This window comes from Teichococcus wenyumeiae, from assembly GCF_003696345.1.
Taxonomy (GTDB): Bacteria; Pseudomonadota; Alphaproteobacteria; order Acetobacterales; family Acetobacteraceae; genus Pseudoroseomonas; species Pseudoroseomonas wenyumeiae.
This window is the reverse complement of sequence record NZ_RFLX01000007.1, coordinates 163,635-186,076: the sequence shown is the minus strand read 5'-3', so window position 1 is coordinate 186,076 and position 22,442 is coordinate 163,635. Positions and strand designations below refer to the sequence as shown.

The window sequence follows — 22,442 nt, the reverse complement described above, 5'->3', positions numbered from 1 at the left end:
CTCCGCCCGCAGATACCGGAATAACGGGAGAGCCGCCGTGGCCGCCGAAGGCAAGACGATCGACGCGCTGAGCCAGTTCGAGCTCCACCACGCCTTCGGGCCGATTGGTGCCGCGGTGAACTTCACTCAGTCGAACGCCCACATGCTGGCGGCTGCGGTGGTGATCATCGGCATCATGGCCTGGGGCATCGCCCCGCGCGCCGTGGTGCCCGGCCGCCTGCAGTCCATGGCCGAGATGTTCTACGAGTTCCTGGAGAACCTGGTGACAGGCCAGGTGGGCCACGAGGGCAAGCGGTACTTCCCCTTCGTGTTCACGCTGTTCATGTTCGTGCTGTTCGGCAACGTGATCGGCCTGCTGCCCTACGCCTTCACCTATACCAGCCACATCGCCGTCACCTTCACGCTGGCCGCCATCGTGTTCGTGGTCACGACCGTCGTGGCCCTGGTGCTGCACGGCAAGAAGTTCTTCGGCTATTTCTTCCCGGAAGGCGCGCCGCTCTGGCTGGCGCCGATCATCGTGCCGGTCGAGGTGGTCTCCTACCTCTCGCGCCCGATCAGCCTTTCCGTCCGTCTTTTCGCCAACATGGTCGCCGGCCACGTGCTGCTGAAGGTCTTCGCCACCTTCGTGGTGCTGCTGGGTGGCCTGGGCGCGGTGGGTCCGCTGGTCGCGGTGCTGCCCCTTGGCGTGAATGTCCTTCTGATCGGGTTTGAGCTGCTCGTGGCCTTCCTGCAGGCCTACGTCTTCGCCATCCTGGCCAGCATCTACCTGCACGACGCGGTCCACCTGCACTGATCGGGGTCAGTCCTCACAAAGGGGCCACGGCTTTACAGACCCGCGCGTCGCGGACACACCGACCACTTCAGGTCTTTCGAAGGGATACTTCTGATGGAAATCGTTCTCGCTGCTAAGGCAATCGGCGCCGGCATCGCCGTGCTGGCCCTGTTCGGCGTCGGCCTCGCGCTCGGCAACATCTTCTCCACGCTGATCGCGTCCGTTGCCCGCAACCCGGCCTCGCGCGACACCGTGTTCCCCATCGGCATCCTGGGCTTCGCCCTGACGGAAGCGGTCGCGCTGTTCGCCCTGCTGATCGCCTTCCTGATCCTGTTCACCTGATCCTGTCGGGCGCGGTGGCGACACCGCGCCCGATGCCTTCAGGCCGTAGAATAACAGGGATGCAGATGATGAAGCCGGTTACCCTCGCCGGGATGATGGCCGCCTTGCTGGTCAATGTCGGCGCCTTTGCGCAGCCGATCACCGACGGCGCCCTGGAGGCCCGCTCCACTGCAGCCGCCGAAGCCTCGGGTGGCATGCCGCAGCTGGATTTCAGCAATCCGCTGATGCTGGCGCAGGTGGTCTGGCTGCTGATCATCTTCGGCGTCCTCTACTACGTGCTGGCGCATGTGGTCCTGCCGCGCTTCGACAGCGTGCTGGAGAACCGCCGTGCCCGTATCCAGGGCGACCTGGAAGCCGCCCGCGCCGCCAAGGCCGATGCCGATGCCGCGCTGGAAGCACACCGCGTTGCCACCGCCCGGTCCCGCACCGAGGCGCAGGCCGCGATCGCCGAGGCCCTGGCCTCTGCGCAGGCCGATGCCGCCGGCAAGACCGCCGCGCTGAACGCCAAGCTGAACGAGCAGATCGCCGCCGCCGAGGCGCGCATCAACGCCGCCCGCGACGCCGCCATGGGCGCGCTGCGTGAGGTCGCGACCGATACCACCGATGCGCTGGTGCAGCGCCTGACCGGCCTGAACGAGCCCGCCGCCGTGCAGGCTGCCGTGGGCCGCGAGCTGGCCGCGCAGGGCCGGGCGTAAGGGGAGGCCACGATGCACCATTACGAACATTTCTGGCTGAACCCGACCTTCTGGGTCGCTGTCTCCTTCGTCATCTTCGTGGCCCTGCTGGGCCGCACGATGTGGAAGAAGCTCTCGGCCATGCTGGACGCCCGCGGCGCCCAGATCCGCAGCGACCTGGACGAGGCCGCCCGCCTGCGCACCGAGGCCGAGGCCATGCTGCGCCAGGCCGAGGCCGACCGTAAGGCTGCCTTGCTTGAGGCTGAGCAGACCGTGGCCCAGGCCAAGGTCGAGGCCGAGCGCGTGGCGGCTGCCACGGCCGCCGAGGCCGAAGCCTCCGCCAAGCGCCGCGAGCGGATGGCGATGGACCGCATCCATGCCGCCGAGGCCGGCGCCCTGGCCGAGGTCCGCAATGCCGCCGCCGATATCGCCGCTGCCGCTGCCCGGAGCGTGATCCGGGAGAAGCTGGATGCGAAGGCTGATGCCGCGCTGATCGACAAGGCCGTGGCCGACCTGCCGCGTGCGCTGCGCGCCGCCTGATCAGGCCGGGTTTGTAGAAGACGGGAGCGGGGGCCCTTCGGGACCCCCGCTTTTTTTGTGCCTCAGCCGATGCCGAGGCGGTCGAAATGCGCCAGCATCTGCGCTGTCACGGCATCGGCGAATTCATAGGTGGTGATGTGGCCGGCGCCGGGCAGCACCACCAGTTCCGCGCCCGGGATGGCGGCCTGGAGTGCCGCCACGGCCTCGGCCGGGGCTGCCGGGTCGCGTTCCCCGGCAATGACGGTGCAGGGGGGCTGGATGCGCCCCGCGACATCGGCGGCGGTGGCATCGCGCAGGGCGCAGGCGGCGCCGGCATAGCCGGTCTTGTCGGTGCGCAGCAGCATCCAGCGCAGGCCGCGGGAGGAGGGCAGGGCGGTATCCACCACCCAGCGCGGCATCACCGCATCGGCCAGCACCTGCGTGCCGTCCCGCCGCACCTCGTCGATCCGCACCTGCCAGATGGCGGGGGAGGGAAATTCCAGCGCGGTGTTCAGCAGGCAGAGGGAGAGCACCCGCTCCGGCGCCTCCACCGCCACCTGCTGCGCGATGCGACCGCCAATGGAGGTGCCGGCCACATGCGCCTTCTCGATGCCCAGGGCATCCAGCAGCGCCAGCGCATCCCCGGCCAGTTGCCGCATGGTGTAATCGCCGGGTGTGACGCTGCTCAGCCCATGGCCTCGCAGGTCCGGGCGAATAACGCGGAAGCGGCCGGCCAGGGCTTGGGCCTGCGCGTCCCAGATATTCTGTGTGGTTCCGATGGAATGCAGCAGCAGCAAGGGGGGCGCCGTGTCCGGCCCTTCCACCACGCAGTGGACGAGCATATCCGCCAAGTCGATGAACATCCGAGGATTCCGTTTCGTCCGGCGGCACGGGCGCCGCTCTACCATGCGATGATGTGGCACGATGTCCGCGCCCTGTCTGCGGGGCTTGAGCACAACAATGTTCTTGCGGCACCGCACAGATGCGCAGAAGGCCAGGATCGTGGGATGGGCGTCCCCTTCATGCCATCCGACGGCTAGGCCATCGCCGCCGAAGATCTGCAGGTGAAGGGCGATGCCGCTCTCGGGCGGCAGGTTGGCGCATCCGTTGCTGTACCAGAGCTTCAGCATATCCAGCAGGAAGCGCAGATCGATGCCGGCAGCACCCAAAGTGTCCGCTGCCTCGGGGAAGCGGTGACCTTTGTTTTCGCTCTAAGCTGCCAAAGCTTAGCGTGTTCCAGCCATCTGGACTGGGGGAAGGCGGCCCAGGCAGCCTAGTGCAGCATGCACGTGCCGGCGTTCAACCCATCCTGTGCGAAAGAGAAGCCGAGGAGCACCGGGGTACCCGCCCCGCCCTTTCAGGTGAAGGCGGGGCCAGCGAGCAGGGAGGCAGTAAGGGCATCATCGGTCGCTTCTCATTTTTGTGGAAAGCTTCCACGAGAAGCGAATGCCGCATTATTGCTAGGCGAAGGTGATGCCGTTCTCCGTCAGGCTGTGGCTGACCTGCAGGAACTCGGTGCTGCTGGCGAAGTTTGTCACCACTTGGCTGCGCGTCATGTCATGCGCCATGTGGTCCAGCCAGAAGGCCTCGCCCATCGCATCGGCGGGGCGGCCGAGGGTGTTCTGGTAGACCAGCCGCACGAAATCGGCGTCCGAGACATTGGGGAAGCGCAGGCTGAATTCATTGCTCTGGGTGATCTGGTCGGCGATCTGCGCCAAGCTCTCACCGGCATCGGCCTTGCCGTCCCAGAAGCGGAGCCCGTCCGCATCCGGAGCACGGCCCAACGCCGCCTGGTAAAGCCGGGCGATATCCGCCACCTGACGGTCGGCGTCCCAAAGGCCCTGGGAGAGCACGCCATCGGTGCGGCCACGATTCTCGACGCTTTCGCTGAAGCCCTGCAGCAACTCGGCCCGACTCATGCCGCCATCCAGCCTCGCCAGCCAGGAGGACATGCCCTGTGCGTCCGGGTCGCGGCCCAGCGCGAGCTGGTAGGTGCGCGCCACGAAGCCGGCATTGTCCAGCGCGCCGTAGCGGCTCTGGAATTCCTGGCTGTCCAGGAAGCCCTGGGCCAGGGAGGTCAGCGCGGCGCCCTGCGCCAGGCTGTCGGTCCAGGAATCGCGCCCGACCGGGTCGGGCAGGCGCCCCAGTGCGGCCTGGTAGAGCCGCATCACCTGTGCCGCCGGGTCATTGCCGTCGAAGACCAGCCGGCCATCGAAGAAGGCCATGACCTCGATATCATTGCCGGTGGTTCTCTCGTTTCCGCCGGCCAGGATGGCGCTGATGCTCTTGTGGTCGAGGTCCGACTGATAGGACCAGCTTCCGTAGGTCAGGGTCACCTGCTGGCGGAAGAGGTCGGTGCCCATGGTGTCGATGCCGCTGCCGCCGTTCACCCGGTTGGTGCCGGCGCCGCCGTAGAGAACGTCATTGCCCCCATGGCCCAGCAGGGTGTCATCGCCGCCGAGGCCGAAGATGACATCGCGCAGCGCCGTGCCCTCGATGGTCTGCGCGCTGTCATTGCCCTGGTGACGGATGCCGCCCAGCGCCGCGTCCCAACTCCAGTGGATGGAGAAGTTATCACCGTCCTGCTGCGTGCCGTAGAGGTACTGGATCGCCTCGACATCGGCGGCGCGCAGGCTGTCCGGCGTGCCGAAGCCCTGCTTGGGGTAGGACATCACCGTGGTGTCGAAATTGTCCTGCGCATCGGGCAGCGTGGGGCTGTTGTCGAAGGGGTGCTTCAGGCCCAGCCCATGCCCGATCTCGTGCAGCAGCACGAGATAGCCGTAGCTGCCGCGCGCCAGGGCGTCATTGCTGTAGAGGTCGATGTTGAGGCTGACATCGCCAAGCTGCGGGTAATAGGTCATGCCCGCATATCCCGGCTCCAGCCGGGTCATCTGGAAGCGCAGGTCGATGCCGGCGCCCTGGACGGTATCCGGCACCTCGACGAACTGGATGCCGGAGACGCTGCCCCAGGTTTCCACCGCCTGCCGTGCCGCCGCCTGCTGTGCGTCGTTGAACGGTGCCCATGGGGTGGATGGGGCGGTCGTGCCGTTCGGGCCAGTAGCGGCATTGGCAAAGCTGTAGGTGACAAGGCTGGGCTGATGCGAACCGCCGTTCCAGGTGTAGCTGTCACTGAAAATCAGGGTCCTGGCAGTCGAGGAAAGGGCCAAAGGCTTTTTATCCGTGCCGTGCGGCGCCGCTGTTCCGGCGCCTGGTTCCAGATGGCGCCTTGCTTCCCCGAGGGGCGGGTGCCGCGCTGGTCCCGCGGCAACCGGTGCGGGACCATGGCCCGACGAATGAGGCAAGGCGGGCGCTTCCCGGCCAGGGAAGCGGTGCCCGGGTCTTCTGCCCGGCGCTGGTCTGGAATGGCCCGGCGGACAGGCCCCCGCAACACATATCGATGCCGAGATGGCTTACCGACGCTAGATTCGGCCTGATTCCGGGTCAACCTCCGGTGAGCGGCGTGACGTTCTGCTCTACCTGCCCGCGCATGGCCCAGCCTGTGGTTCGCTCCTCAATAGCCACGGCCAAGGCATACATCAGCACGCCCATGACGCCGGTGACGATGAGGCCGGCGAAGACCAGCGGCACGTCGAAGCGGGAGGAAGCCAGGATCATCAGGTGGCCGATGCCCTTATTGGCGGCCACCGTTTCCGCCATGATGGAGCCGACGAAGGCTACCGTGATGGCGATCTTCAGCGAGGCGAAGAAATAGGGCATGGCGCGCGGCAGCCCGACCTTGCGGATGATGTCGCTGGGCCGGGCGCCGAGGGCGCGCAGCACGTCCCGCAGTTCCGGCTCCACCGTGGCGATGCCGGTCGCGACATTCACCACGATGGGGAAGAAGGAGATCAGGAAGGCGGTGATGATGGCGGGCACCGTGCCGATGCCAAACCAGATGACCAGGATCGGCACCACCGCCACCTTGGGCACCGAGTTGAAGCCGATCAGCAGCGGATAGAGCCCGTGGTAGAGCAGGGTGGAGGAGCCGATCGCCACCCCCAGCGCCAGCCCGAAGACAATGGCCAGGGCGAAGCCCACCAGCGTGGTCAGCAGCGTCTGCCAGGCATTGTCCAGCAGCGGCCACCACCACTTCACCATGCTCGCGCCGATGGCGGAGGGCGCGGGCAGCACGAAGGCAGGCACCTGCATCGCGCGCACAAGGACTTCCCAGACCAGGAAGCTGGCCAGGATGATCAGCCAGGGCAGCAGCTTCTGCAGCCGGCGCCGGCGGCGGGCGGCGAGAACCAGCGCCTCCACCCGGCGGGCATTGGCCTCGCCCTTGCGCAGCGTGGCGGGCGCGGGCAGGGCGGTGTCAGACGGCATCGAGGATCTCCTCACCCCGGCGGGCGGCGCTGATATGGTCGCGCAGCTCATGCACCATGGCCTGGAACTCGGGCCTGTAGGTGTCGTTCAACAGGCGGGGGCGCGGGAAGGGGATGCGCCGCTCCGCCAGGATGCGCCCGGGACGGGAGGACATGACCAGCACCCGGTCCGCCAGATAAACGGCTTCCTTCAGGTCATGCGTGACCAGGATGACGGTGGGCTTCAAGGTCTCGCAGACATTCTGCAACTGTTCCCACAGGTCCTCGCGCGTGAAGATGTCCAAGGCGCCGAAGGGCTCGTCCAGCATCAGCAATTGCGGGTCATGGATCAGCGCGCGGCAAAGGCTGGCGCGCTGCTGCATGCCGCCGGAAAGCTGGTAGGCGAACTTCTTCTCGAAACCCGCCAGCCCGACCATGGCCAGCAGCTTGCGCGCCTTTTCCTCATACATGGCGCGCTGGGCGCGAAGCTGGCGGCGGTGCGGCTCCACCACCTCCAGCGGCAGCATCACGTTGTCCAGGATGGTGCGCCAGGGCAGCAGCGTGGGGTTCTGGAAGGCCATGCCGGCGATGGAGAGCGGCCTGTCCACCTCCCGCCCCGCCACGATCACGCTGCCGGCGGAGGAAGGCCAGAGACCCGTCACCAGCCGCATCAGCGTTGATTTGCCGCAGCCAGAAGGGCCCACCACCGCGACGAACTCGCCCCGCGCGACGGAGAGGGTGGCGTCCTGCAACGCCAGTGTCCCGTCCGCGCCGCCGTAACGCATCGAGACTTCGTCGATCTCGACGAAAGGCCGCTCCGCCGCCATGCCAACCCCTCTGCCCGCCCTGGGTGCCGATGCGGCAAACTGGCGGCTGCGGCGGCCGGCAGGCAAGCGGCAAGGCAGGCCCTGGAACCAGGAAATGGCGCTTGTTGCGCCACGTGAGCCGCGCCTTTGCCTGCCGGGAGGGCGGGATGCCTTCTCCTTCGGCATTGCCTTGTCTCGCCAAGCTGTTTGCTGGCCAAACGGCGCCGATACGCTAGCCTTGCGGCATGACGCCGCCGCCTCCGACGCTCTCCCTCCTCACGCCGGATGAGATGGCTCGGGTGGACCGTGCCGCCATCGCCGGCGGCGCTTCCGGCCTGGCGCTGATGCACGCGGCCGGCGCCGCCGTGGCGCGGGTGCTGCGCCGGCGCTTCCGGCCCTGCCGCCTGCTGGTGCTGGCCGGCCCCGGCAACAATGGCGGCGACGGCTACGTGGTGGCGCGGCTGCTGGAGCGGGAAGGCTGGCCGGTGTCCGTCGCCGCGCTGGCGCCGCCGCGCCCCGGCAGCGATGCCGCCCTGGCCGCCGCCGAATGGCGCGGGCCGGTGCTGCCCTTCACGCCGGAAACCCTGGCACGGGCGCAACTGGTGGTAGATGCGCTCTTCGGCGCCGGCCTGTCGCGGGACCTGGATGGGTCCGCCGCCGCGGCATTGCAGGCGGTGCGGGTGCCGCTGGTGGCGGTGGACGTGCCGTCCGGCCTGGATGGCGCCACCGGCCAGCCGCGCGGCTTCGCCCCCCAGGCGGCGCTGACGGTCACCTTCGGCCGGCTGAAGCCCGGCCACCTGCTGCTGCCCGGGCGCGCATTGTGCGGGGAGGTGGTGCTGGCGGATATCGGCCTGCCGGAAGCCGCCCTGAACAGCATCGAAGCCCGCGCCTTCCGCAACGCGCCGGGCCTGTGGCGCCTGCCGGAACGTGGCGCGCAGGACCACAAGTTCAGCCATGGCCATGTCACCATTCCCGGGGGCGCCGCCATGCCGGGCGCGGCGCGGCTGGCGGCCATGGCGGCGCGCCGCATCGGCGCCGGCCTTGTCACCCTGGCGGCCGAGGACGCGGCCACCGCCACCCTGTTCCGCCAGGGCGAGCCCGGCCTGCTGGTGGCCGCCCCACCGCCCGAGGACCTGCTGGCCGATGAGCGCCGCAATGTCTGGGTGCTCGGCCCCGGCCTGCCGCCCCGGCCGGAAACCCTGGCATTGCTGCGCCGCGCGGTGGAGGCCGGGCGCGGCGTGGTGGCCGATGGCGGCGCGCTGACCGCCGCCGCCGGCCAACCGCATACCCTGCAGGGTGCCGCGATCCTGACCCCGCATGCCGGCGAGTTCGCCAAGGTCTTCGGTGCCCTGCGGCGGGACCGGCTGGCCGCCGCGCGCATGGCCGCCGCCGTGACCGGGGCGGTGGTGGTGCTGAAGGGCTCGGACAGCATCATCGCCGCGCCGGACGGGCGGGCCGCCATCAACCACAATGCCCCGCCCGCCCTGGCCACCGCCGGCAGCGGCGACGTGCTGGCCGGGCTGGCCGGCGGCCTGCTGGCGCAGCGCCTGCCGCCTTTCGAGGCCGCCTGCGCCGCCGCCTGGCTGCACGGGCAGGCCGCCACCCTGGCCCTGGCCGGTGCCGCCCCCGGCACGCCGCTGGTGGCCGAGGATCTGCTGCCGCAGCTGCGCGCCGCCTGGATCGCCGCCACGCGCTGAACAATCGCGCGCAACGGCCGCCCGCCTGCTGTCGTTTCACGATCATCGTGGATGGCGGAGGAGGAGACCCATGCTGCGGCGTCGAACCCGGCCGATCTTCCGCCAGCCGCCCCGACGGCTGCCGGAACTGCGGCACCTGGTGCTGGCCCTCTTGCTGGTGCTGACCCTGCCGGCACGGGCCGAGGCGCCTGCCCTCGCGCGGAGCGACGGCAGTGTGCTGGTCAGCCTCTTCCTGCCGGCGGGAGAGGCGGCGACACACGAGCAGATCGCTGAGACATTGCTGCGGGAAGGGGTGGTGGACCAACTGCCGACCGCCGGCCTCGGCATCGAGAGTTGGTATGCCATGCCAGGCTTCGGCCAGTTCGTCACGCTGCGCCTGCCGCCCACGGCCCTGAATTCCGCCGCGCGAAAGCCCGGCCCTGGCCTGCAACACGTCGCGCAGAAGTAACGCGGCGGACATCTTCGGCGGCAGGACGGTTCCTGCACCGGGAGATTTGTCACGCTGGAGCACGTGACCCCTTCCGGAAGAACCTGGCTTCCGGCAGGATGCTCACTAGATGTTTCTCCAGGTTTCAGCGCCGTGGCGGGACGCCCGGTGCCGAAGGGGGTTCAGATGTCAGACGTCGCTGTCGCTGAAGTCGGGTTATTCGATCGGGCCTGGAAGCGCGTATCCCTGCTGTGGCGGGACATGGCGGCCTCGGTCGGGTCGCCCACCGCCGATGCCTCCTGGGAGGGGCGGATGCGCGCCTGCCTGGAAGCGCGCGGCGGCGAGGTCTCGGCCCGCGCCCGCGCCGCCGGGCTGGCGCAGTCCTACCAGACCGCGCCGGAAGCCGTGGACAAGCTGGCCTTCTTCCAGGCCCTGGCCGGCTTCGACTCCGACTTCAAGGCGGTGGAAGCCGCGATGGGTGCCGTCAGCGCGGCGCAGGACACCGCCAGCCGCGCCGCCGCCAAGGCGAAGCTGCGGCAGGCGCTGGAGCCGCCGCGCCTGAAGCTGCTGACCCAGTTCACCACCATCCCGGACGGCATGAAGTTCCTGGTGGACATGCGCGCCGACCTGATGCTGCTGATGGGCCATGACCCCATGCTGCAGGCGCTGGAACGCGACATGCGGGGGCTGCTGGCCAACTGGTTCGACCTCGGCTTCCTGGAACTGCGGCGGATCGACTGGTCCTCCCCCGCCGCGCTGCTGGAGAAGCTGGTGGGCTATGAGGCCGTCCATAAGATCCGCACCTGGCGCGACCTGAAGAACCGGCTGGATTCCGACCGCCGCTGCTACGCCTTCTTCCATCCCCGCATGCCGGAGGAGCCGCTGATCTTCGTGGAAGTGGCGCTGGTGCAGGGGCTTTCAGGCTCCGTGCAGAAGCTGCTGGACGAAAAGGCGCCGGTGCTGGACCCGCGCATGGCGGATACCGCCATCTTCTATTCCATCAACAACTGCCAGCGCGGGCTGGATGGCATCTCCTTCGGCAATTCGCTGATCAAGCGCGTGGTGACGTTGCTGGCGGAGGAACTGCGCGGCCTCAAGACCTTCTCCACCCTCTCGCCCATCCCCGGCTTCCGCCGCTGGCTGGAGGAGCAGAAGGACGCGCCGGACCTGTTGACGGAGGAGGAAGCCAAGTCCCTGACCGAGGCCGCCGGCACGCCGGACGGCAATGCCGCCATCGCGCTGGTGCTGGCGGCGCGCCGCCCGCTGGCGCTGCCCTGGATCGGCAAGGCGGAGCCGGTGCTGACCCGCCTCTGCGCCCGCTACCTGGTGCTGGAGACCGGCAAGGATGGCCGCCGGGCGCGCGACCCGGTGGGGCATTTCCACCTCTCCAACGGCGCGCGGGTCGAGCGGGTGAACTGGCGCGGCGACACGTCGGAGAAGGGGCTGAAGGAAAGCCTCGGCTTCATGGTGAACTATCTCTACGACCCGGCGAAGATCGAGGAATACCACGAGGGCTATGTGGGCGAGGGCAGCCGCCCCGCCACCACGGCCTTGCGGCGGCTGGCGCGCGGCAGCCGCTAGGCCGCCGGCACCGCGAAGCGGGCGAATTCCCGCGTCAGCCGGTTGTAGATCTCCCGGCGGAAGGAGACGGCGATGGCGGGCAGCTCGGACAGGTCCGCCCAGCGCCAGGCGTCGAATTCCGGGTGCGGGTCCAGGTCCAGGCGGATCTCGCTGTCCTCGCCCGTGAAGCGCAGGGCGAACCACTTCTGGGTCTGGCCGCGATAGCGGCCGCCCAGGGCATGGCCGATCAGTTCGGCCGGCAGGTCGTAGTGCAGCCAGTCCGCCACCTCGCCCATGATCTCGGCCTTGGCGGTGCCGATCTCCTCGAACAATTCGCGCAGCACGGCGGCGCGGGGGTCCTCGCCCTCGTCCAGCCCGCCCTGCGGGAGCTGCCAGGCGGCGGTGGCACCCTTTCCGAGATCCGCGCGGCGGGCGATCAATACCTTCCCGGCGCGGTTGAACAGCGCGGCGCCGACATTGCGGCGGTACGGCAGGTCGGACATGGGGCGGGCTTACCTTTCGGCGCTGCTGGGACGGCGGATCATGGCGCTGACGGGCGCCAGCACAAGCCCCCGTTGCGGCAGGTCTGCCGCCCAGGCGGCGATGCGCGCCACCATCAGCGGCTGCGCGTCCGGCAGCAGGCCCAGGGCGGAGCCCCGGTCCCGCGCCAGCCGTTCCAGCTGCGCCAGTTGGCGGTCGATCTCACCCCGCGTGGGCGCATTCTCCAGCAGCAGGTCGGCGGCGCGGCCCCAGGCACGACTGGGCGCCGGGGCACCGGGGCGCGGGTCCAGCACCAGCAGGCCGCGCTCGGCGAAGGCGCTTTGCAGATCGGGTTCCACCGCGCCCATCACGCCGACATAGCCGGCGAAGCGGCCCAGCACGGCCTCGGGCGCCTCCAGGTTGGGAGGCAGCAGCAACACGGTCTCCACCCCGCGCGCACGGGCGGCATCGAGCAAGGCCGCGGAGGCCTGCGGCAGCGCCAGGGCCACGGCAGCGGGTAGGCGGGGCAGCGCGGCCTCGGAGGCGCCGGGGATCACCAGGGCCACGCGGGGGCGGGTGTCGGTGCGATCGAAATGCCGGGCATAGGCCAGGCGTGGTTGCCGGCCATCGGCACCGATGCGCGGCAGGAGGCCATGGGGACCGGGTTCCAGCAGCGCCGGGTCCGGCGGCGGAATGGGGAGCAGGCTGGCCGCCTCGGCCTCGTCACTGGGCAGGGGCGGCGGTTCCGGTGCCTCAGGCAGCGCCAGCGGCGCGGGGGGCGAGGCGGGGGCTGCCGCCACGGCGGGCGGCTGGGCCTCCGCCTGGTCCGGGGTGGCTGGCGCCGCTTCGGTGGCGGCAGGGGCAGGCGGGGCGGGCTGCGTGACCGGCTCGGAGGGTAACACCAGCGCGCGCGGTGCCAGAACCGGCGGGGCGCCGAGCCAGGCCAGAACCGCCACCGTGGTTCCGGCCCCCAGCGCCACCAGGATCCAGAAGGCCGCCAGGGCTCGCCACAGGTTCCGGCCTGGGCGGACCGCTGGCCGCATCATGCCTTTTGTCAGCGCGCGGCGCGGCGCTGTGGCTCGGCCGCCGTCCAGGCGCGCAGGAAGCTGGTGGCCTGCTGCAGCTGGAAGTCGGTTTCGGGCTTGGTGGGGTCGAAGGCCGGCGCGCCTTCGGGCGGCAGCTTCTGCACCCGATCCACCAGCCCGGCCGGCAGGTTCAGCGGCGGCAGGGGCGGCACCACATGCGTGTCGTTGTCATTGCGGAGCGACTTACGGAGGTCGGCCTCGCGGTCACGCAGCGGGGCGTTGGATTCCTCCTTGGAAGCCAGAACCTCGATATCCGGCGTGATGCCCAGGCCCTGGATGGAGCGGCCGGAGGGCGTGTAGTAGCGCGCCGTGGTCAGCCGGATGGCGCCGTTGCCGGGGATGGGCATCACGGTCTGCACGCTGCCCTTGCCGAAGGACTTGGCGCCCATCACCACCGCGCGGCGATGGTCCTGCAGCGCGCCGGCCACGATCTCGCTGGCGGAGGCGGAGCCGCCGTTGATCAGCACCACCACATGCAGGTTGTCGGTGATGTCGCCCGGCTTGGCGTTCCAGCGCTGCGAATCCTGCTGCCGGCGTGCGCGGGTGGAGACGATCTCGCCCCTTTCCAGGAAGTCGTCGGAAACCTGCACCGCCTGGTCCAGCAGGCCGCCCGGATTGCTGCGCAGGTCGAGGATGATGCCGCGCAGCTTGTCCCCGGTCTGCTTGCGCATGGTGGAGATGGCGTTGCGCAGCGCCACATCCGTCTGCTCGTTGAAGGAGGAGAGGCGGACATAGCCGATGTCGCTGCCCTCCAGCCGGAAGCGCGCCACCTGCGGGCGGATCACCTCGCGGGTCAGGGACAGCTCGAGCGGGCTTTCGGCGCCGGGGCGGCGGATGGTGATCTTGATGGCGCTGCCACGCTCGCCACGCATCTTGTCCACGGCTTCCTGCAGCGTCAGGCCCTGCACGGATTCACCGTTGAGATGCGTGATCAGGTCGCCCGGCTTCACGCCGGCGCGGGCGGCGGGGGTGTCGTCGATGGGCGAGATGACCTTGACGTAGCCGCCTTCCTGGCTGACCTCGATGCCGAGGCCGCCGAACTCGCCGCGCGTCGAGACCTGCATGTCGCGCCAGGCGCGGGCATTCATGTAGCTGCTATGCGGGTCCAGGCCCTGCAGCATGCCGTTGATGGCGGATTCGATCACCTCGCGGTCGTCCACGGGGGTGACGTAATCGGCCTTCACACGCTCGAAGACCTCACCGAAGAGGTTCAGCAGGCGGTAGGTTTCGTCCCGGCTGCTGCCACGCTCCTGCGCGACGGCGGACATGATGGGCGATGCCACCCATGGCCCCAGCGTGGCCCCTGCGGCGAAGGCCGCCACCACCACACCTGCCATACGCAAACCAGGCTTCATGCTCTGACCCTTCATTCGGTCCGCGATCCTTATCGTCACCACCGGGAGACACAAAAGCTTAGAGCAACTCCCGGCTCCGCGCCGCGTGATTTTACAATACGAGACGTGAGGCCTGGCCGCATCCGGCCACCTCCCGGCTCAGCTCCTGGCACGGAACCAACCCTTGGGGTCCACCGCCTGGCCATTCCGCCGCAATTCCACATAAAGCGACGCCCTGCCACCTTCGCCTGAATCACCGCCGCCGAGAACCCCCACAGGCTCTCCCGCCAGAAGGCGTGACCCCGCTTCGGCATCGAGCCGCTCCAATCCGGCCAGCACGAAGTGGTAGCCATTGCCGCAATCGACGATCAGCAGCAGGCCATAGGAGCGGAAGGGGCCGGAGAACACGGCGCGGCCGCCGCAGGGGCTGACCACGCGGGCGCCGGGCGGGGCGGCATAGGTCAGGCCACGCGCCGGGCCGCCGGCGGCGGCATCGCCGAAATCGCGCGTCAGGCGCCCGGCCACCGGCACGGCGCGGCCACCCCGGGTTTCCGGCGGCGGCGTGGGGGCGCGGGCGGCGGCCTCCTGCCGGGCGGTCTCGCGCGTCGCCAGGGCCTCGCGCTCCCGTTCGATGGCGGCGCGGGCCTCGGCGTCGCGGGCGGCGCGCTGGCGGGCGGCCAGGGCCTCGGCTTCCCGCTGCGCGGCACGCTCGGCGGCGGCCTGCTCCCGCGCGGCCCTGGCGCGGGCCTCGGCCTCGGCGCGCTTCCGCTCCTCCTCCAGCTTTTCCAGTACGCCGCGGATATCGGCGGTGCGGGCGGCGGCGGCGGCGGCTTCCTTGGCGGCTGCTGCGGCCTCGGCCTGGGCGGCGGTGCGGTGGGTGCGGGCCACGGCCAGGGCGGCCTCCACCTCGGCGGCGGCGGCACGCGCCTCGTCGCGCGCCTCGGCCAGAGCGCGGCCTTCCTGCTCGGCCTTGCCGCTGGCGGTCGCGGCCTTCTGCTGCGCGGCGCGCAGGGCGGCGGCCTCCGCGGCCACCTGCCGCGCCAGCCCGCGCAGCACCAGCGTGCCGCGCAGGGCGGTTTCCGGGTCGGTGGGCACGGCCAGCAGCGTCTCGGCGGGCCAGAGGCCCAGGCGCGTCATCAGCGGCAGCAGCGGCGCGATGGCGGCGGTCTGGCGGTTCAGCTCCTCGATGGCGGCGTCCCGGTCGGCGGCGGCGGCGCGGGCGCGGGCGCTGGCGGCATCCAGCGCCGCGTCGGCGGCCACGGCGCGGCGGCCGGCGGCGGCGCGCTGCTCGGCCAGCACCAATTCGGCTGCCTGGGCGGCTTCGGCCGCCTTGCGCGCGGCCTCGGCGGCCTCACGCGCTTCCCGCGCCACGCGCTCGGCGTCGCGCAGGCTGCGCTGGGTGGGCTGCTGGGCGGCCAGCGGGGGAATGCCGGCGCCCAGGACCAACCCACCCAGCAGGGCGGCTGGCAGCAGGCGCGAGAGGCTTCCCCGGTGCCGCACTATCCGCCGGTTCCGATCAGGCTGCGCCCGGTCATGGCGGCCGGCTGGGCCAGGCCCATCAGCGCCAGCAGGGTCGGCGCCACATCGGCCAGCCGGCCTTCATGCAGCACCGCGCCCGCCGGGCCGCCCACCAGCACCACCGGCACCAGGTTGGTGGTATGGGCGGTGTGGGGGCCGCCGGTATTGGGGTCGCGCATCAGCTCGGCATTGCCGTGGTCGGCCGTCACCAGCAGGGCGCCGCCCTGGGCGCGCACCGCCTGGACGATGCGGGAAAGGCCGGCATCCACCGCCTCGCAGGCCTTGATGGCGGCTTCCAGGCTGCCGGTATGGCCCACCATGTCGGCATTGGCGAAGTTCAGGATGATCAGGTCGTACTTGGCCGAGTTGATGGCCTGCACCGCCTTGTCCGCCAGCTCGGGTGCCGACATCTCCGGCTGCAGGTCGTAGGTGGCCACCTTGGGGGAGGCGACCATGGTGCGTTCCTCGCCCGGGAAGGGCGTTTCCTCGCCGCCGTTGAAGAAATAGGTGACGTGCGGGTACTTCTCGGTCTCCGCCATGCGCATCTGCGTCTTGCCGGCGGCCGAGACCACGGCGCCCAGGATCTCCTGCATCGACTGCGGCGGGAAGATCGTGGCCATCAGCGCGGTCAACGGGTCCGAATAGTGGGTCATCATGGCGGCGCCCACCAGCTTCGGCATGAAGGGGCGCGGGAAGCCGGTGAAGGCCGGGTCGAGCAGCGCCGCCATGGTCTGCCGCACGCGGTCGGCGCGGAAGTTGAAGCAGAGCAGCGCGTCGCCGTCCTTCATGCCGGCATAGCCGCCGATGCTGGCGGCGGGGATGAACTCGTCGGTCTTGCCTGCGGCATGGGCGGCGGCGATGGCGGCCGCGGCGGTGGGGGCCTTCTCGCCCTGGCCGAGCACCATGGCGTCCCAGGCCTGCTTCACGCGTTCCCAGCGGTTGTCACGGTCCATGGCGAAGTAGCGGCCGCAGACCGTGGCGATGCGGGCGCCGGCGGGCAGTTGCGGCTCGAAGCGGGCCAGGAAGTCGGGGCTGGCCTTGGGCGGCGTGTCGCGCCCGTCGGTCCAGGCATGGATGGCGACGGGGATGCCGGCACCGGCAAAGATCCTCGCCAGGGCCAGAGCGTGGTCCTGGTGGCTGTGGACGCCGCCGGGGGAGAGCAGGCCCATCAGGTGCAGCGTGCCGCCGCTGGCCTTCAGCTTGCTGATCAGGTCCTGGATGGCCGGGTTCTGGGCCAGGGAGCCATCGGCCACCGCGCGGTCGATGCGCGGCAGGTCCTGCATCACGATGCGGCCGGCACCGAGGTTGAGGTGCCCGACCTCGGAATTGCCCATCTGGCCTTCCGGCAGGCCGACATCCGGGCCGCTGGTATGCAGGAAGGCGCGTGGCCCGGCGGCCCAGAGCGCGTCGAAGCAGGGGGTTCTGGCCTGCCGCACGGCATTGTCGGCCGCTTCCTCCCGCCAGCCCCAGCCATCGAGGACGACGAGCATGACAGGCCTGGGATGCGGCATCGGGGTCTCTCCTGGGTTCTGCGTCCGGCCCAGGGATTAAACCGTGAAGGGCGGGTTTGCCAGGGGAGCGACGATGTTCAGCAGGGCAGATGCGGCATCGGCAGGTGTTCGAAGCCCGGCCGCGCGAAGTAGTAGCCCTGGAAGATGTCGATCCCGAGCCGGCGCAGCATGGCCAGTTCGGCGGCGGTTTCCACGCCCTCGGCCACCAGGGTGACGCCCAGCTCGCGGCACATGGCGGCGGTGTGGCGCAGGATGATGACACGCGCGGGGTCCGCGTCCGCGCCGCGCACCAGCCCCATGTCCAGCTTCACCACATCCGGCTGGAACCGCGCCAGCAGGCTGAGGCCGGAATAGCCGGCGCCGAAATCGTCGATGGCGGTGCGGAAGCCGATCTGCCGGTAGGTGTTCAAGATATGCAGCAGGTGCTCCGGGTCCTCCACCTGCTCCTGTTCCGTCACCTCGAACATCAGCGCGGAGAGCGGAAAGCCGGTGCGCTGGGCGGCGGCCAGGGTGGCGCGGATGCAATTGCGCGGCTCATAGACCGCATTGGGCAGGAAATTGATGGACAGCAGCGCGCCGGTGGCGGGCAGGTCCAGCTTGGTCGCCATTTCGATGGCCTTCACGCGGCAGGCCTGGTCGAAGGCATAGCGGTTGCTGCTGTTTACCCGCGCCAGCACGCTGGCGGCGCCAGCGCCGTCCTTCCCCCGCACCAGAGCCTCATAGGCGAAGAGGCTGGGGGTTCCTGGAACCGGCGCACGCAGGATGGGCTGAAAGGCCATCGAGATCGGAATGTCGAAATCGTCCGTATTGCGGCAGCGGGCGCAGGAGGGCTGCATCGTCTCAGCGTGAGGCATAACGGCTCTCCTGATCAGGCGCATCTTATACAAACCCAATGCACCTGGAGTAGAAAGGCTGCGCCTCTTGCATATTCTTTGCGTGAACTTTGCCTCACTGTTACCAAAACGACACGCTTAAGCTCGAAGCCTGGGCCTAGCGCCGCGTTTCTTCCTCCGTCAGTCGGAGGGCGCGCCAGGTGGCCCAGAGCCCCAGCCCCAGCATGGCGGCCAGGATGATGCTGTAGAAGACCCGGCCCGCCTTGGGCATGTCGTTGATCAGGTAGTTGGCATTCACCATCAGCAGCATCAGCATCAGGCCGCTGTAGAGCCCCCAGCCAGCCACCAGCGGCGCCGGGCCATGATCGCGGGCGCGCCAGGCGGCCCAGAACAGCGCGGCGGAGACGCAAAGGTCATCCAGCGCCAGCGGGATGAAATGTGCATCCCCCCAGCGGCGCGCGATCTCTCCGCTGGCCACCAGGAAGCCGATCATCACGGCCAGGACTTGCAGCAGGCCCTTCATGCAGGCGGTCTCTTGCTCACTGTGGTGGCCGAATCGGAGACTCGGCCGTTCATGCTACCACTGGCCCGATGCGTGCGCGTAGCAGATCCCGCGCATCCTGTGGGCGCACTGCCAGCAGCAGGCCGCGCTGGCCGGCATTGATGAAGACCTTCTCCTCCGCCATCGCCGCTTCCTCGATGGCGGTGGGCACGGCGCGCTTCTGGCCGAAGGGGCTGATGCCGCCGACATGGTAGCCGGTCAGGCGCTCGGCGGCCTCGGGCTTCATCATCTGCGCCGACTTGGCGCCGAAGAGGGCGGCGAGCCGCTTCATGCTGACCTCGCGGTCCGCCGGCAGCACGACGCAGACCGGCTTGCCATCGGCCTCGGCCATCAGGGTCTTCAGCATCACGCGCGGCTCGATGCCCAGCGCGGTGGCGGCGGCCAGGCCGATGCTCTCGGCCGCCGGGTCATAGTCGTAGGGGTGCAGCGTGAAGGCGATGCCCGCCTTCTGCAGCGCCTGCGTGGCGCGGGTGGTCTTGGACATGGCGAAACTCCGGCGCGCAGCAGAGGACGGCAGCGCGGCGGCGTCAACTGCCGCGCCTGGCCACCCCATCGGCCACCAGCCCGCAGCCCGCCACGGCCAGCAGGATGGCCAGCCCCGGCCAGACCGCCGCCATGGGCGCGGCGAAGACCGCTTCCTGCGCATTGGCCAGCATATTGCCCCAGGAGGGCGCCGGCGGCTGGATGCCGAGGCCGAGGAAGCTCAGCACGCTTTCCGCCAGGATGGCGCCTGCCACGGCAAGCGAGGTGGCAACCGCCACCGGCGCCGCGATGCCCGGCAGCACATGGCGCCGCAGCAGCCGCGCCTCGGTCACGCCCAGGGCCCGCGCCGCGCGCACATAGTCGGTGGCCAGCACGGAGAGCGCCGCCGCCCGCGCCAGCCGCGCCACGCCCACCCAGCCGAAGATCACCAGGATCACGGTGATGCGCAGCATATCCGTCCAGGCTTCCCCGCGCGGTAGGCCGAGGCGGGCCGGATCCACCGCCGCCAGCAACACCAGCAGGGGCAGGGCGGGCAGGGCCAGCAGCCCATCGGCCAGGCGCATCAGCAGTGCATCCACCCAGCCGCCGCGCCAGGCGGCCAGCAGGCCCAGCGCGGTGCCCAGCGCGCTGGCCGCCAGCGCCGCCGCCAGCCCCACCGCCAGCGAAACGCGGGTGCCGTAGAACAGCCGCAGCAGGATGTCGCGCCCCAGTTCATCCGCGCCCAGGGGGTGGGCGGCGGAGGCGGGCTCGTAGCGGGCGAAGAGGTCGGGCTGGAACGGGTCGGCCCCCAGCCAGCCTTGCAGCAGCGGCGCGCCCAGGGCGGCCAGGGCCAGCAGGGCCAGGATCAGCAGGCCGAGGCGCAGGCGGGTCATGCCTCCTCCAGCCGCGGGTCCAGCCAGCGCTGGGCGATATCGGCGGCGAGCGTCGCCAGCATGGTCACCAGCGCCACCAGCAGCAGCGCCAGCAGGGCGAGGTTGTAGTCATTGCCCATCACGGCGTCGTAGAGCAGCTTGCCCATGCCGGGGCGGGCAAACACCGTTTCCGTCACCAGCGCGCCGGAGACGAGGCTGCCGGCATCCAGCGCCAGCAGGGTCAGCAGCGGCACGCCGGCATTGGGCAGGGCGTGGCGCCACAGCACCCGCTGGTCGGAAGCGCCGCGCGCGCGGGCGGACCGCGCCCAGGGCTGGCGCAGCGCCTCGCCCAGCGCGGCGGCGGAATGGCGGGCATAGGCAGCCATCTGGCCGAAGCCGATGGTGGCCACCGGCAGCACCAGAAAGGCCCAGGCCGGCTGGCCCTCGCCGGGCAAGCCGCCCGCCGGCAGCCAGCCCAGTGTGACGGCAAAGAGGATGATCAGCAGGATGCCGAGCCAGAAGGAGGGCACGGCCTGCGCCAGCAGCGCCAGCGCATCCACGAAGCCCCCCGCGCGCGGCCGCAGCGCCGCCAGCGCGCCCAGCGCTACCCCTGCTACAGCGGCCACCGCCACCGCCAGCCCCACCAGCACCAGGGTGGAGCGCAGCGCCGGCCAGAGCACCGCCACCACCGGCTGCGCGAAGAGGCGGGAATAGCCGAATTCCCCCCGCAGCAGGCCCATTGCCCAGGCGAGGTAACGCTCCATCAAGGGGCGGTCGAGCCCGTGCAGAGCGCGCAGGCGGGCGACATCCTCTGGCGTCAGGCGCGGGTCGGACATCAGCGCCAGGGAGGCCGGGTCGCCCGGCATCAGTCCGATCGCCAGCCAGGCTGCCAGCGACAGCAGCGCCAGGGTCAGCGCGATCTGCGGCAGGCGGAGCAGCGCCAGCCTCAAGGCTTCACCCGCCACTCCGTGACCCAGAGGGAGGAGTAGTTCTGATGGCCGGTGGGGCGCACGCCGTCCAGCCAGCGCGGCCAGACATGAGCATCGGCCCGGTGCCAGAGCGGCAAGGAAGGCAGTTCCGTCGCGATCAGCCGCTGCAACTGCGACCAGAGCGGGCGGCGCCTGGCCGGGTCCAGTTCCAGCGGCAGGGCCTCGATCAGCCGGTCGGCCTCGGGGTTGGAGAAGCCCGCATAGTTCTGGCCGGACCAGTTGCGGGCGGCGGTGGGGATCTCATCCGAATGGAAGATGGTGCGGGGCACGTTCTCCGGGCTGCTGACCCAGGCGAACATGGCCATGCCGGTGAACTTCCGCTGGCTCACCGTCTCACCAAAGAAGACGCGGGGCGGTTCGTTGCGGATACGCGCCTCCACGCCCACCGCGCGCCACTGGCCCGCCAGGATCTGCTGCACCTGCTCCCGCGCCCGGTTGCCGGCGGTGGTCATCAGGTCGAAGGAGAGCGTCTCGCCCGCCGCGTTGCGCCGGATGCCGCCGGGGCCGGGGCGCCATCCGGCTTCCTCCAACAGCGCCTTGGCACGGGCGGGGTCGTAGGGCCAGGCGGGAGCGTCCTTGTCGTACATCACGTCGTCGGGGTGGACGCTGCCCAGCGCCACGGGCTGCCTTCCGTCGTAGAGCCGCGCGACGATCTGTGCCCGGTCGGCGGCCAGCAGCAGCGCCTGCCGCACCCGGCGGTCGGCCAGCACCGGGTTGTCCAGCCGCAGGTCGATATGCTCGTAGGTCAGGCCGGGGCGATAGAAGAACCGGAAGCGGTCGCCGCTGCGCTTCTCCAGCGCCGCGGCCTGTTCCAGCGGCAGGCCCAGCTCGCCGGCCACCATGTCCACCTGCCCGGCCAGCAACTGCGCCTCCATGGCGGCGGTGTTCTCCACCGTGCGGATGTTGATGCGGTTGAAGGCGGGGGCGGGACCGGCCCAATGGGCATTGCGCTCCAGCGTCACGCCGGCGCCGGGCTGCACGGCGGCGATGCGGTAGGGGCCGTCGTAGAGCGCCGGGTTGGTGGTGGCCGTCTCATAGGCGCTGCGGGTGCGGTAGCCCGCCTTGTCGGCCTCCCAGATCGGCCGCTCGATGCGGGCGGGCAGGGGCTGGAACTGGCCCAGCCCGGCGAAGTCGAAGGTCACCTTGTCGAAGCGCACGGTGAAGGAGCGCGCATCCTCGACAATGAATTCATAGGCCGAGCGATAGGTCTCGGCCGGGCCGAAGCCGGTCTCGAAGGCGCGGCCGGCTTCCCAGGCGAAGCGCATGTCCTCGGCTGTCACGGGCGTGCCGTCGCCCCACTTCTCGCCCTCCTTCAGCCGCCAGGTGATGCGGATGCCGGGCTTGCCATCCGGCGTCTGCTCCAGCTTCGCCTGCCCGTTCTCGATCGAGGGCAGGGTGTCGCAGCTCATGCAGGCGAGTTTCCAGTCCTCGCCATAGGCCGTCACCGGCCGCAGCGCGAAGCCGAGGATATAGGCCTTGGCGGCCATGGCCTCGATATTCGGGTGGAAGTTGGCCGGGTACTGCGTGATGCCGATGGTCAGGCTGTCGCGGGCCTGCTGGGCGGCCGCCGGGGTGGCGGCAAGGGCGAGGGCGGCGAGAAGGGCATGGCGCATGGGCCGATGATGGAGGCTGATGCCGCGGCGCGGTAGAGCCGAAAGACGCCAGGGATGAACTCTCCTTCGCATGGGGCACCGCAAC

Annotated in this window: 22 protein-coding genes; 7 read left to right on the top strand and 15 right to left on the bottom strand. The window is 70.3% G+C overall.

Annotated features, from left to right (window positions below):
* Positions 1–37: 37 nt before the first annotated feature.
* From EBE87_RS12055 to EBE87_RS12040, 4 genes are all read left to right on the top strand, one after another.
* A complete protein-coding gene (locus EBE87_RS12055; RefSeq protein WP_120639929.1) occupies positions 38–793 on the top strand; it encodes a F0F1 ATP synthase subunit A in 756 nt (251 codons plus the stop codon).
* 93 nt (positions 794–886) lie between these two features.
* Positions 887–1,114 carry an ATP synthase subunit C family protein gene (locus tag EBE87_RS12050; RefSeq protein ID WP_076959667.1) on the top strand — a complete coding sequence of 76 codons (228 nt, stop codon included), beginning with the start codon at positions 887–889 and terminating at the stop codon, positions 1,112–1,114.
* A 65-nt stretch (positions 1,115–1,179) separates the two neighbouring features.
* Positions 1,180–1,809 carry a F0F1 ATP synthase subunit B family protein gene (locus tag EBE87_RS12045; protein ID WP_233553359.1) on the top strand — a complete coding sequence of 210 codons (630 nt, stop codon included), beginning with the start codon at positions 1,180–1,182 and terminating at the stop codon, positions 1,807–1,809.
* A gap of 12 nt (positions 1,810–1,821) precedes the next feature.
* Positions 1,822–2,328, top strand: coding sequence for a F0F1 ATP synthase subunit B family protein (locus EBE87_RS12040; protein WP_120639927.1), 507 nt, complete (start codon positions 1,822–1,824; stop codon positions 2,326–2,328).
* A 62-nt stretch (positions 2,329–2,390) separates the two neighbouring features.
* On the opposite strand, the gene EBE87_RS12035 is transcribed toward EBE87_RS12040, so the two are convergent.
* From EBE87_RS12035 to EBE87_RS12020, 4 genes are all read right to left on the bottom strand, one after another.
* Entirely contained in the window at positions 2,391–3,170 is a 780-nt protein-coding gene (locus EBE87_RS12035; protein WP_158600982.1) for an alpha/beta fold hydrolase, read from the bottom strand.
* Positions 3,171–3,767: 597 nt separating this feature from the next.
* Complete coding sequence (locus EBE87_RS12030; RefSeq protein WP_147426150.1) at positions 3,768–5,474, bottom strand: DUF4214 domain-containing protein; 1,707 nt, start codon at positions 5,472–5,474, stop codon at positions 3,768–3,770.
* Positions 5,475–5,748: 274 nt separating this feature from the next.
* Positions 5,749–6,630 carry an ABC transporter permease gene (locus EBE87_RS12025; RefSeq protein ID WP_120639924.1) on the bottom strand — a complete coding sequence of 294 codons (882 nt, stop codon included), beginning with the start codon at positions 6,628–6,630 and terminating at the stop codon, positions 5,749–5,751.
* Entirely contained in the window at positions 6,620–7,435 is an 816-nt protein-coding gene (locus tag EBE87_RS12020; RefSeq protein WP_120639923.1) for an ABC transporter ATP-binding protein, read from the bottom strand. The genes EBE87_RS12025 and EBE87_RS12020 overlap by 11 nt, the downstream gene beginning before the upstream one ends.
* 224 nt (positions 7,436–7,659) lie before the next feature.
* On the opposite strand from EBE87_RS12020, the gene EBE87_RS12015 reads away from it, so the two are divergent.
* From EBE87_RS12015 to EBE87_RS12005, 3 genes are all read left to right on the top strand, one after another.
* A complete protein-coding gene (locus tag EBE87_RS12015; RefSeq protein WP_122140009.1) occupies positions 7,660–9,111 on the top strand; it encodes an NAD(P)H-hydrate dehydratase in 1,452 nt (483 codons plus the stop codon).
* Positions 9,112–9,181: 70 nt separating this feature from the next.
* Positions 9,182–9,559 (top strand): hypothetical protein, encoded by a 378-nt coding sequence (locus tag EBE87_RS12010; protein WP_120641107.1) that lies wholly within the window; start codon positions 9,182–9,184, stop codon positions 9,557–9,559.
* Between the two features lie 165 nt (positions 9,560–9,724).
* Positions 9,725–11,119: a malonyl-CoA decarboxylase gene (locus tag EBE87_RS12005; protein WP_120641106.1), complete on the top strand. Its 1,395-nt coding sequence runs from the start codon at positions 9,725–9,727 to the stop codon at positions 11,117–11,119.
* On the opposite strand, the gene EBE87_RS12000 is transcribed toward EBE87_RS12005, so the two are convergent.
* The 11 genes from EBE87_RS12000 to EBE87_RS11945 form a co-directional block, all read right to left on the bottom strand.
* Complete coding sequence (locus tag EBE87_RS12000; protein WP_120641105.1) at positions 11,116–11,601, bottom strand: RNA pyrophosphohydrolase; 486 nt, start codon at positions 11,599–11,601, stop codon at positions 11,116–11,118. The two genes, EBE87_RS12005 and EBE87_RS12000, sit on opposite strands and share 4 nt — an antisense overlap.
* A 9-nt stretch (positions 11,602–11,610) precedes the next feature.
* Complete coding sequence (locus EBE87_RS11995) at positions 11,611–12,624, bottom strand: divergent polysaccharide deacetylase family protein (protein ID WP_147465030.1); 1,014 nt, start codon at positions 12,622–12,624, stop codon at positions 11,611–11,613.
* An 8-nt stretch (positions 12,625–12,632) separates the two neighbouring features.
* Positions 12,633–14,018, bottom strand: a complete 1,386-nt coding sequence (locus tag EBE87_RS11990; RefSeq protein WP_233553553.1) for a S41 family peptidase — start codon at positions 14,016–14,018, stop codon at positions 12,633–12,635.
* A 138-nt stretch (positions 14,019–14,156) separates the two neighbouring features.
* Positions 14,157–15,497: a murein hydrolase activator EnvC family protein gene (locus EBE87_RS30305; RefSeq protein WP_158611646.1), complete on the bottom strand. Its 1,341-nt coding sequence runs from the start codon at positions 15,495–15,497 to the stop codon at positions 14,157–14,159.
* The gene (gene gpmI, locus EBE87_RS11975) at positions 15,497–17,026 is read right to left on the bottom strand and encodes a 2,3-bisphosphoglycerate-independent phosphoglycerate mutase (protein ID WP_120640282.1); all 1,530 of its coding nucleotides are present in this window, start codon (positions 17,024–17,026) and stop codon (positions 15,497–15,499) included. Before gpmI ends, EBE87_RS30305 begins: the two co-directional genes overlap by 1 nt.
* 77 nt (positions 17,027–17,103) lie before the next feature.
* Positions 17,104–17,880 (bottom strand): EAL domain-containing protein, encoded by a 777-nt coding sequence (locus EBE87_RS11970; RefSeq protein ID WP_233553390.1) that lies wholly within the window; start codon positions 17,878–17,880, stop codon positions 17,104–17,106.
* A 136-nt stretch (positions 17,881–18,016) separates the two neighbouring features.
* Positions 18,017–18,382 (bottom strand): hypothetical protein, encoded by a 366-nt coding sequence (locus EBE87_RS11965; RefSeq protein WP_120640280.1) that lies wholly within the window; start codon positions 18,380–18,382, stop codon positions 18,017–18,019.
* A 49-nt stretch (positions 18,383–18,431) separates the two neighbouring features.
* Complete coding sequence (gene ybaK, locus EBE87_RS11960) at positions 18,432–18,905, bottom strand: Cys-tRNA(Pro) deacylase (RefSeq protein WP_120640279.1); 474 nt, start codon at positions 18,903–18,905, stop codon at positions 18,432–18,434.
* 43 nt (positions 18,906–18,948) lie between these two features.
* Complete coding sequence (locus EBE87_RS11955) at positions 18,949–19,776, bottom strand: ABC transporter permease (protein WP_120640278.1); 828 nt, start codon at positions 19,774–19,776, stop codon at positions 18,949–18,951.
* Positions 19,773–20,705 (bottom strand): ABC transporter permease, encoded by a 933-nt coding sequence (locus EBE87_RS11950; RefSeq protein WP_120640277.1) that lies wholly within the window; start codon positions 20,703–20,705, stop codon positions 19,773–19,775. Before EBE87_RS11950 ends, EBE87_RS11955 begins: the two co-directional genes overlap by 4 nt.
* On the bottom strand, positions 20,702–22,357 hold the full coding sequence (locus EBE87_RS11945) for a peptide ABC transporter substrate-binding protein (RefSeq protein ID WP_120640276.1): 1,656 nt from the start codon (positions 22,355–22,357) through the stop codon (positions 20,702–20,704). The genes EBE87_RS11950 and EBE87_RS11945 overlap by 4 nt, the downstream gene beginning before the upstream one ends.
* Positions 22,358–22,442 lie beyond the last annotated feature (85 nt).

Coding starts and splice junctions, on each gene's coding strand:
- EBE87_RS12050 (WP_076959667.1), top strand. CDS start 887: ATGGAAATCGTTCTCGCTGCTAAGGCAATCGGCGCCGGCATCGCCGTG.
- EBE87_RS12045 (WP_233553359.1), top strand. CDS start 1,180: ATGATGAAGCCGGTTACCCTCGCCGGGATGATGGCCGCCTTGCTGGTC.
- EBE87_RS12040 (WP_120639927.1), top strand. CDS start 1,822: ATGCACCATTACGAACATTTCTGGCTGAACCCGACCTTCTGGGTCGCT.
- EBE87_RS12035 (WP_158600982.1), bottom strand. CDS start 3,170: ATGTTCATCGACTTGGCGGATATGCTCGTCCACTGCGTGGTGGAAGGG.
- EBE87_RS12025 (WP_120639924.1), bottom strand. CDS start 6,630: ATGCCGTCTGACACCGCCCTGCCCGCGCCCGCCACGCTGCGCAAGGGC.
- EBE87_RS12020 (WP_120639923.1), bottom strand. CDS start 7,435: ATGGCGGCGGAGCGGCCTTTCGTCGAGATCGACGAAGTCTCGATGCGT.
- EBE87_RS12015 (WP_122140009.1), top strand. CDS start 7,660: ATGACGCCGCCGCCTCCGACGCTCTCCCTCCTCACGCCGGATGAGATG.
- EBE87_RS12010 (WP_120641107.1), top strand. CDS start 9,182: ATGCTGCGGCGTCGAACCCGGCCGATCTTCCGCCAGCCGCCCCGACGG.
- EBE87_RS12005 (WP_120641106.1), top strand. CDS start 9,725: ATGTCAGACGTCGCTGTCGCTGAAGTCGGGTTATTCGATCGGGCCTGG.
- EBE87_RS12000 (WP_120641105.1), bottom strand. CDS start 11,601: ATGTCCGACCTGCCGTACCGCCGCAATGTCGGCGCCGCGCTGTTCAAC.
- EBE87_RS11995 (WP_147465030.1), bottom strand. CDS start 12,624: ATGATGCGGCCAGCGGTCCGCCCAGGCCGGAACCTGTGGCGAGCCCTG.
- EBE87_RS11990 (WP_233553553.1), bottom strand. CDS start 14,018: ATGAAGCCTGGTTTGCGTATGGCAGGTGTGGTGGTGGCGGCCTTCGCC.
- gpmI (WP_120640282.1), bottom strand. CDS start 17,026: ATGCCGCATCCCAGGCCTGTCATGCTCGTCGTCCTCGATGGCTGGGGC.
- EBE87_RS11970 (WP_233553390.1), bottom strand. CDS start 17,880: ATGCCTCACGCTGAGACGATGCAGCCCTCCTGCGCCCGCTGCCGCAAT.
- EBE87_RS11965 (WP_120640280.1), bottom strand. CDS start 18,382: ATGAAGGGCCTGCTGCAAGTCCTGGCCGTGATGATCGGCTTCCTGGTG.
- ybaK (WP_120640279.1), bottom strand. CDS start 18,905: ATGTCCAAGACCACCCGCGCCACGCAGGCGCTGCAGAAGGCGGGCATC.
- EBE87_RS11955 (WP_120640278.1), bottom strand. CDS start 19,776: ATGACCCGCCTGCGCCTCGGCCTGCTGATCCTGGCCCTGCTGGCCCTG.
- EBE87_RS11945 (WP_120640276.1), bottom strand. CDS start 22,357: ATGCGCCATGCCCTTCTCGCCGCCCTCGCCCTTGCCGCCACCCCGGCG.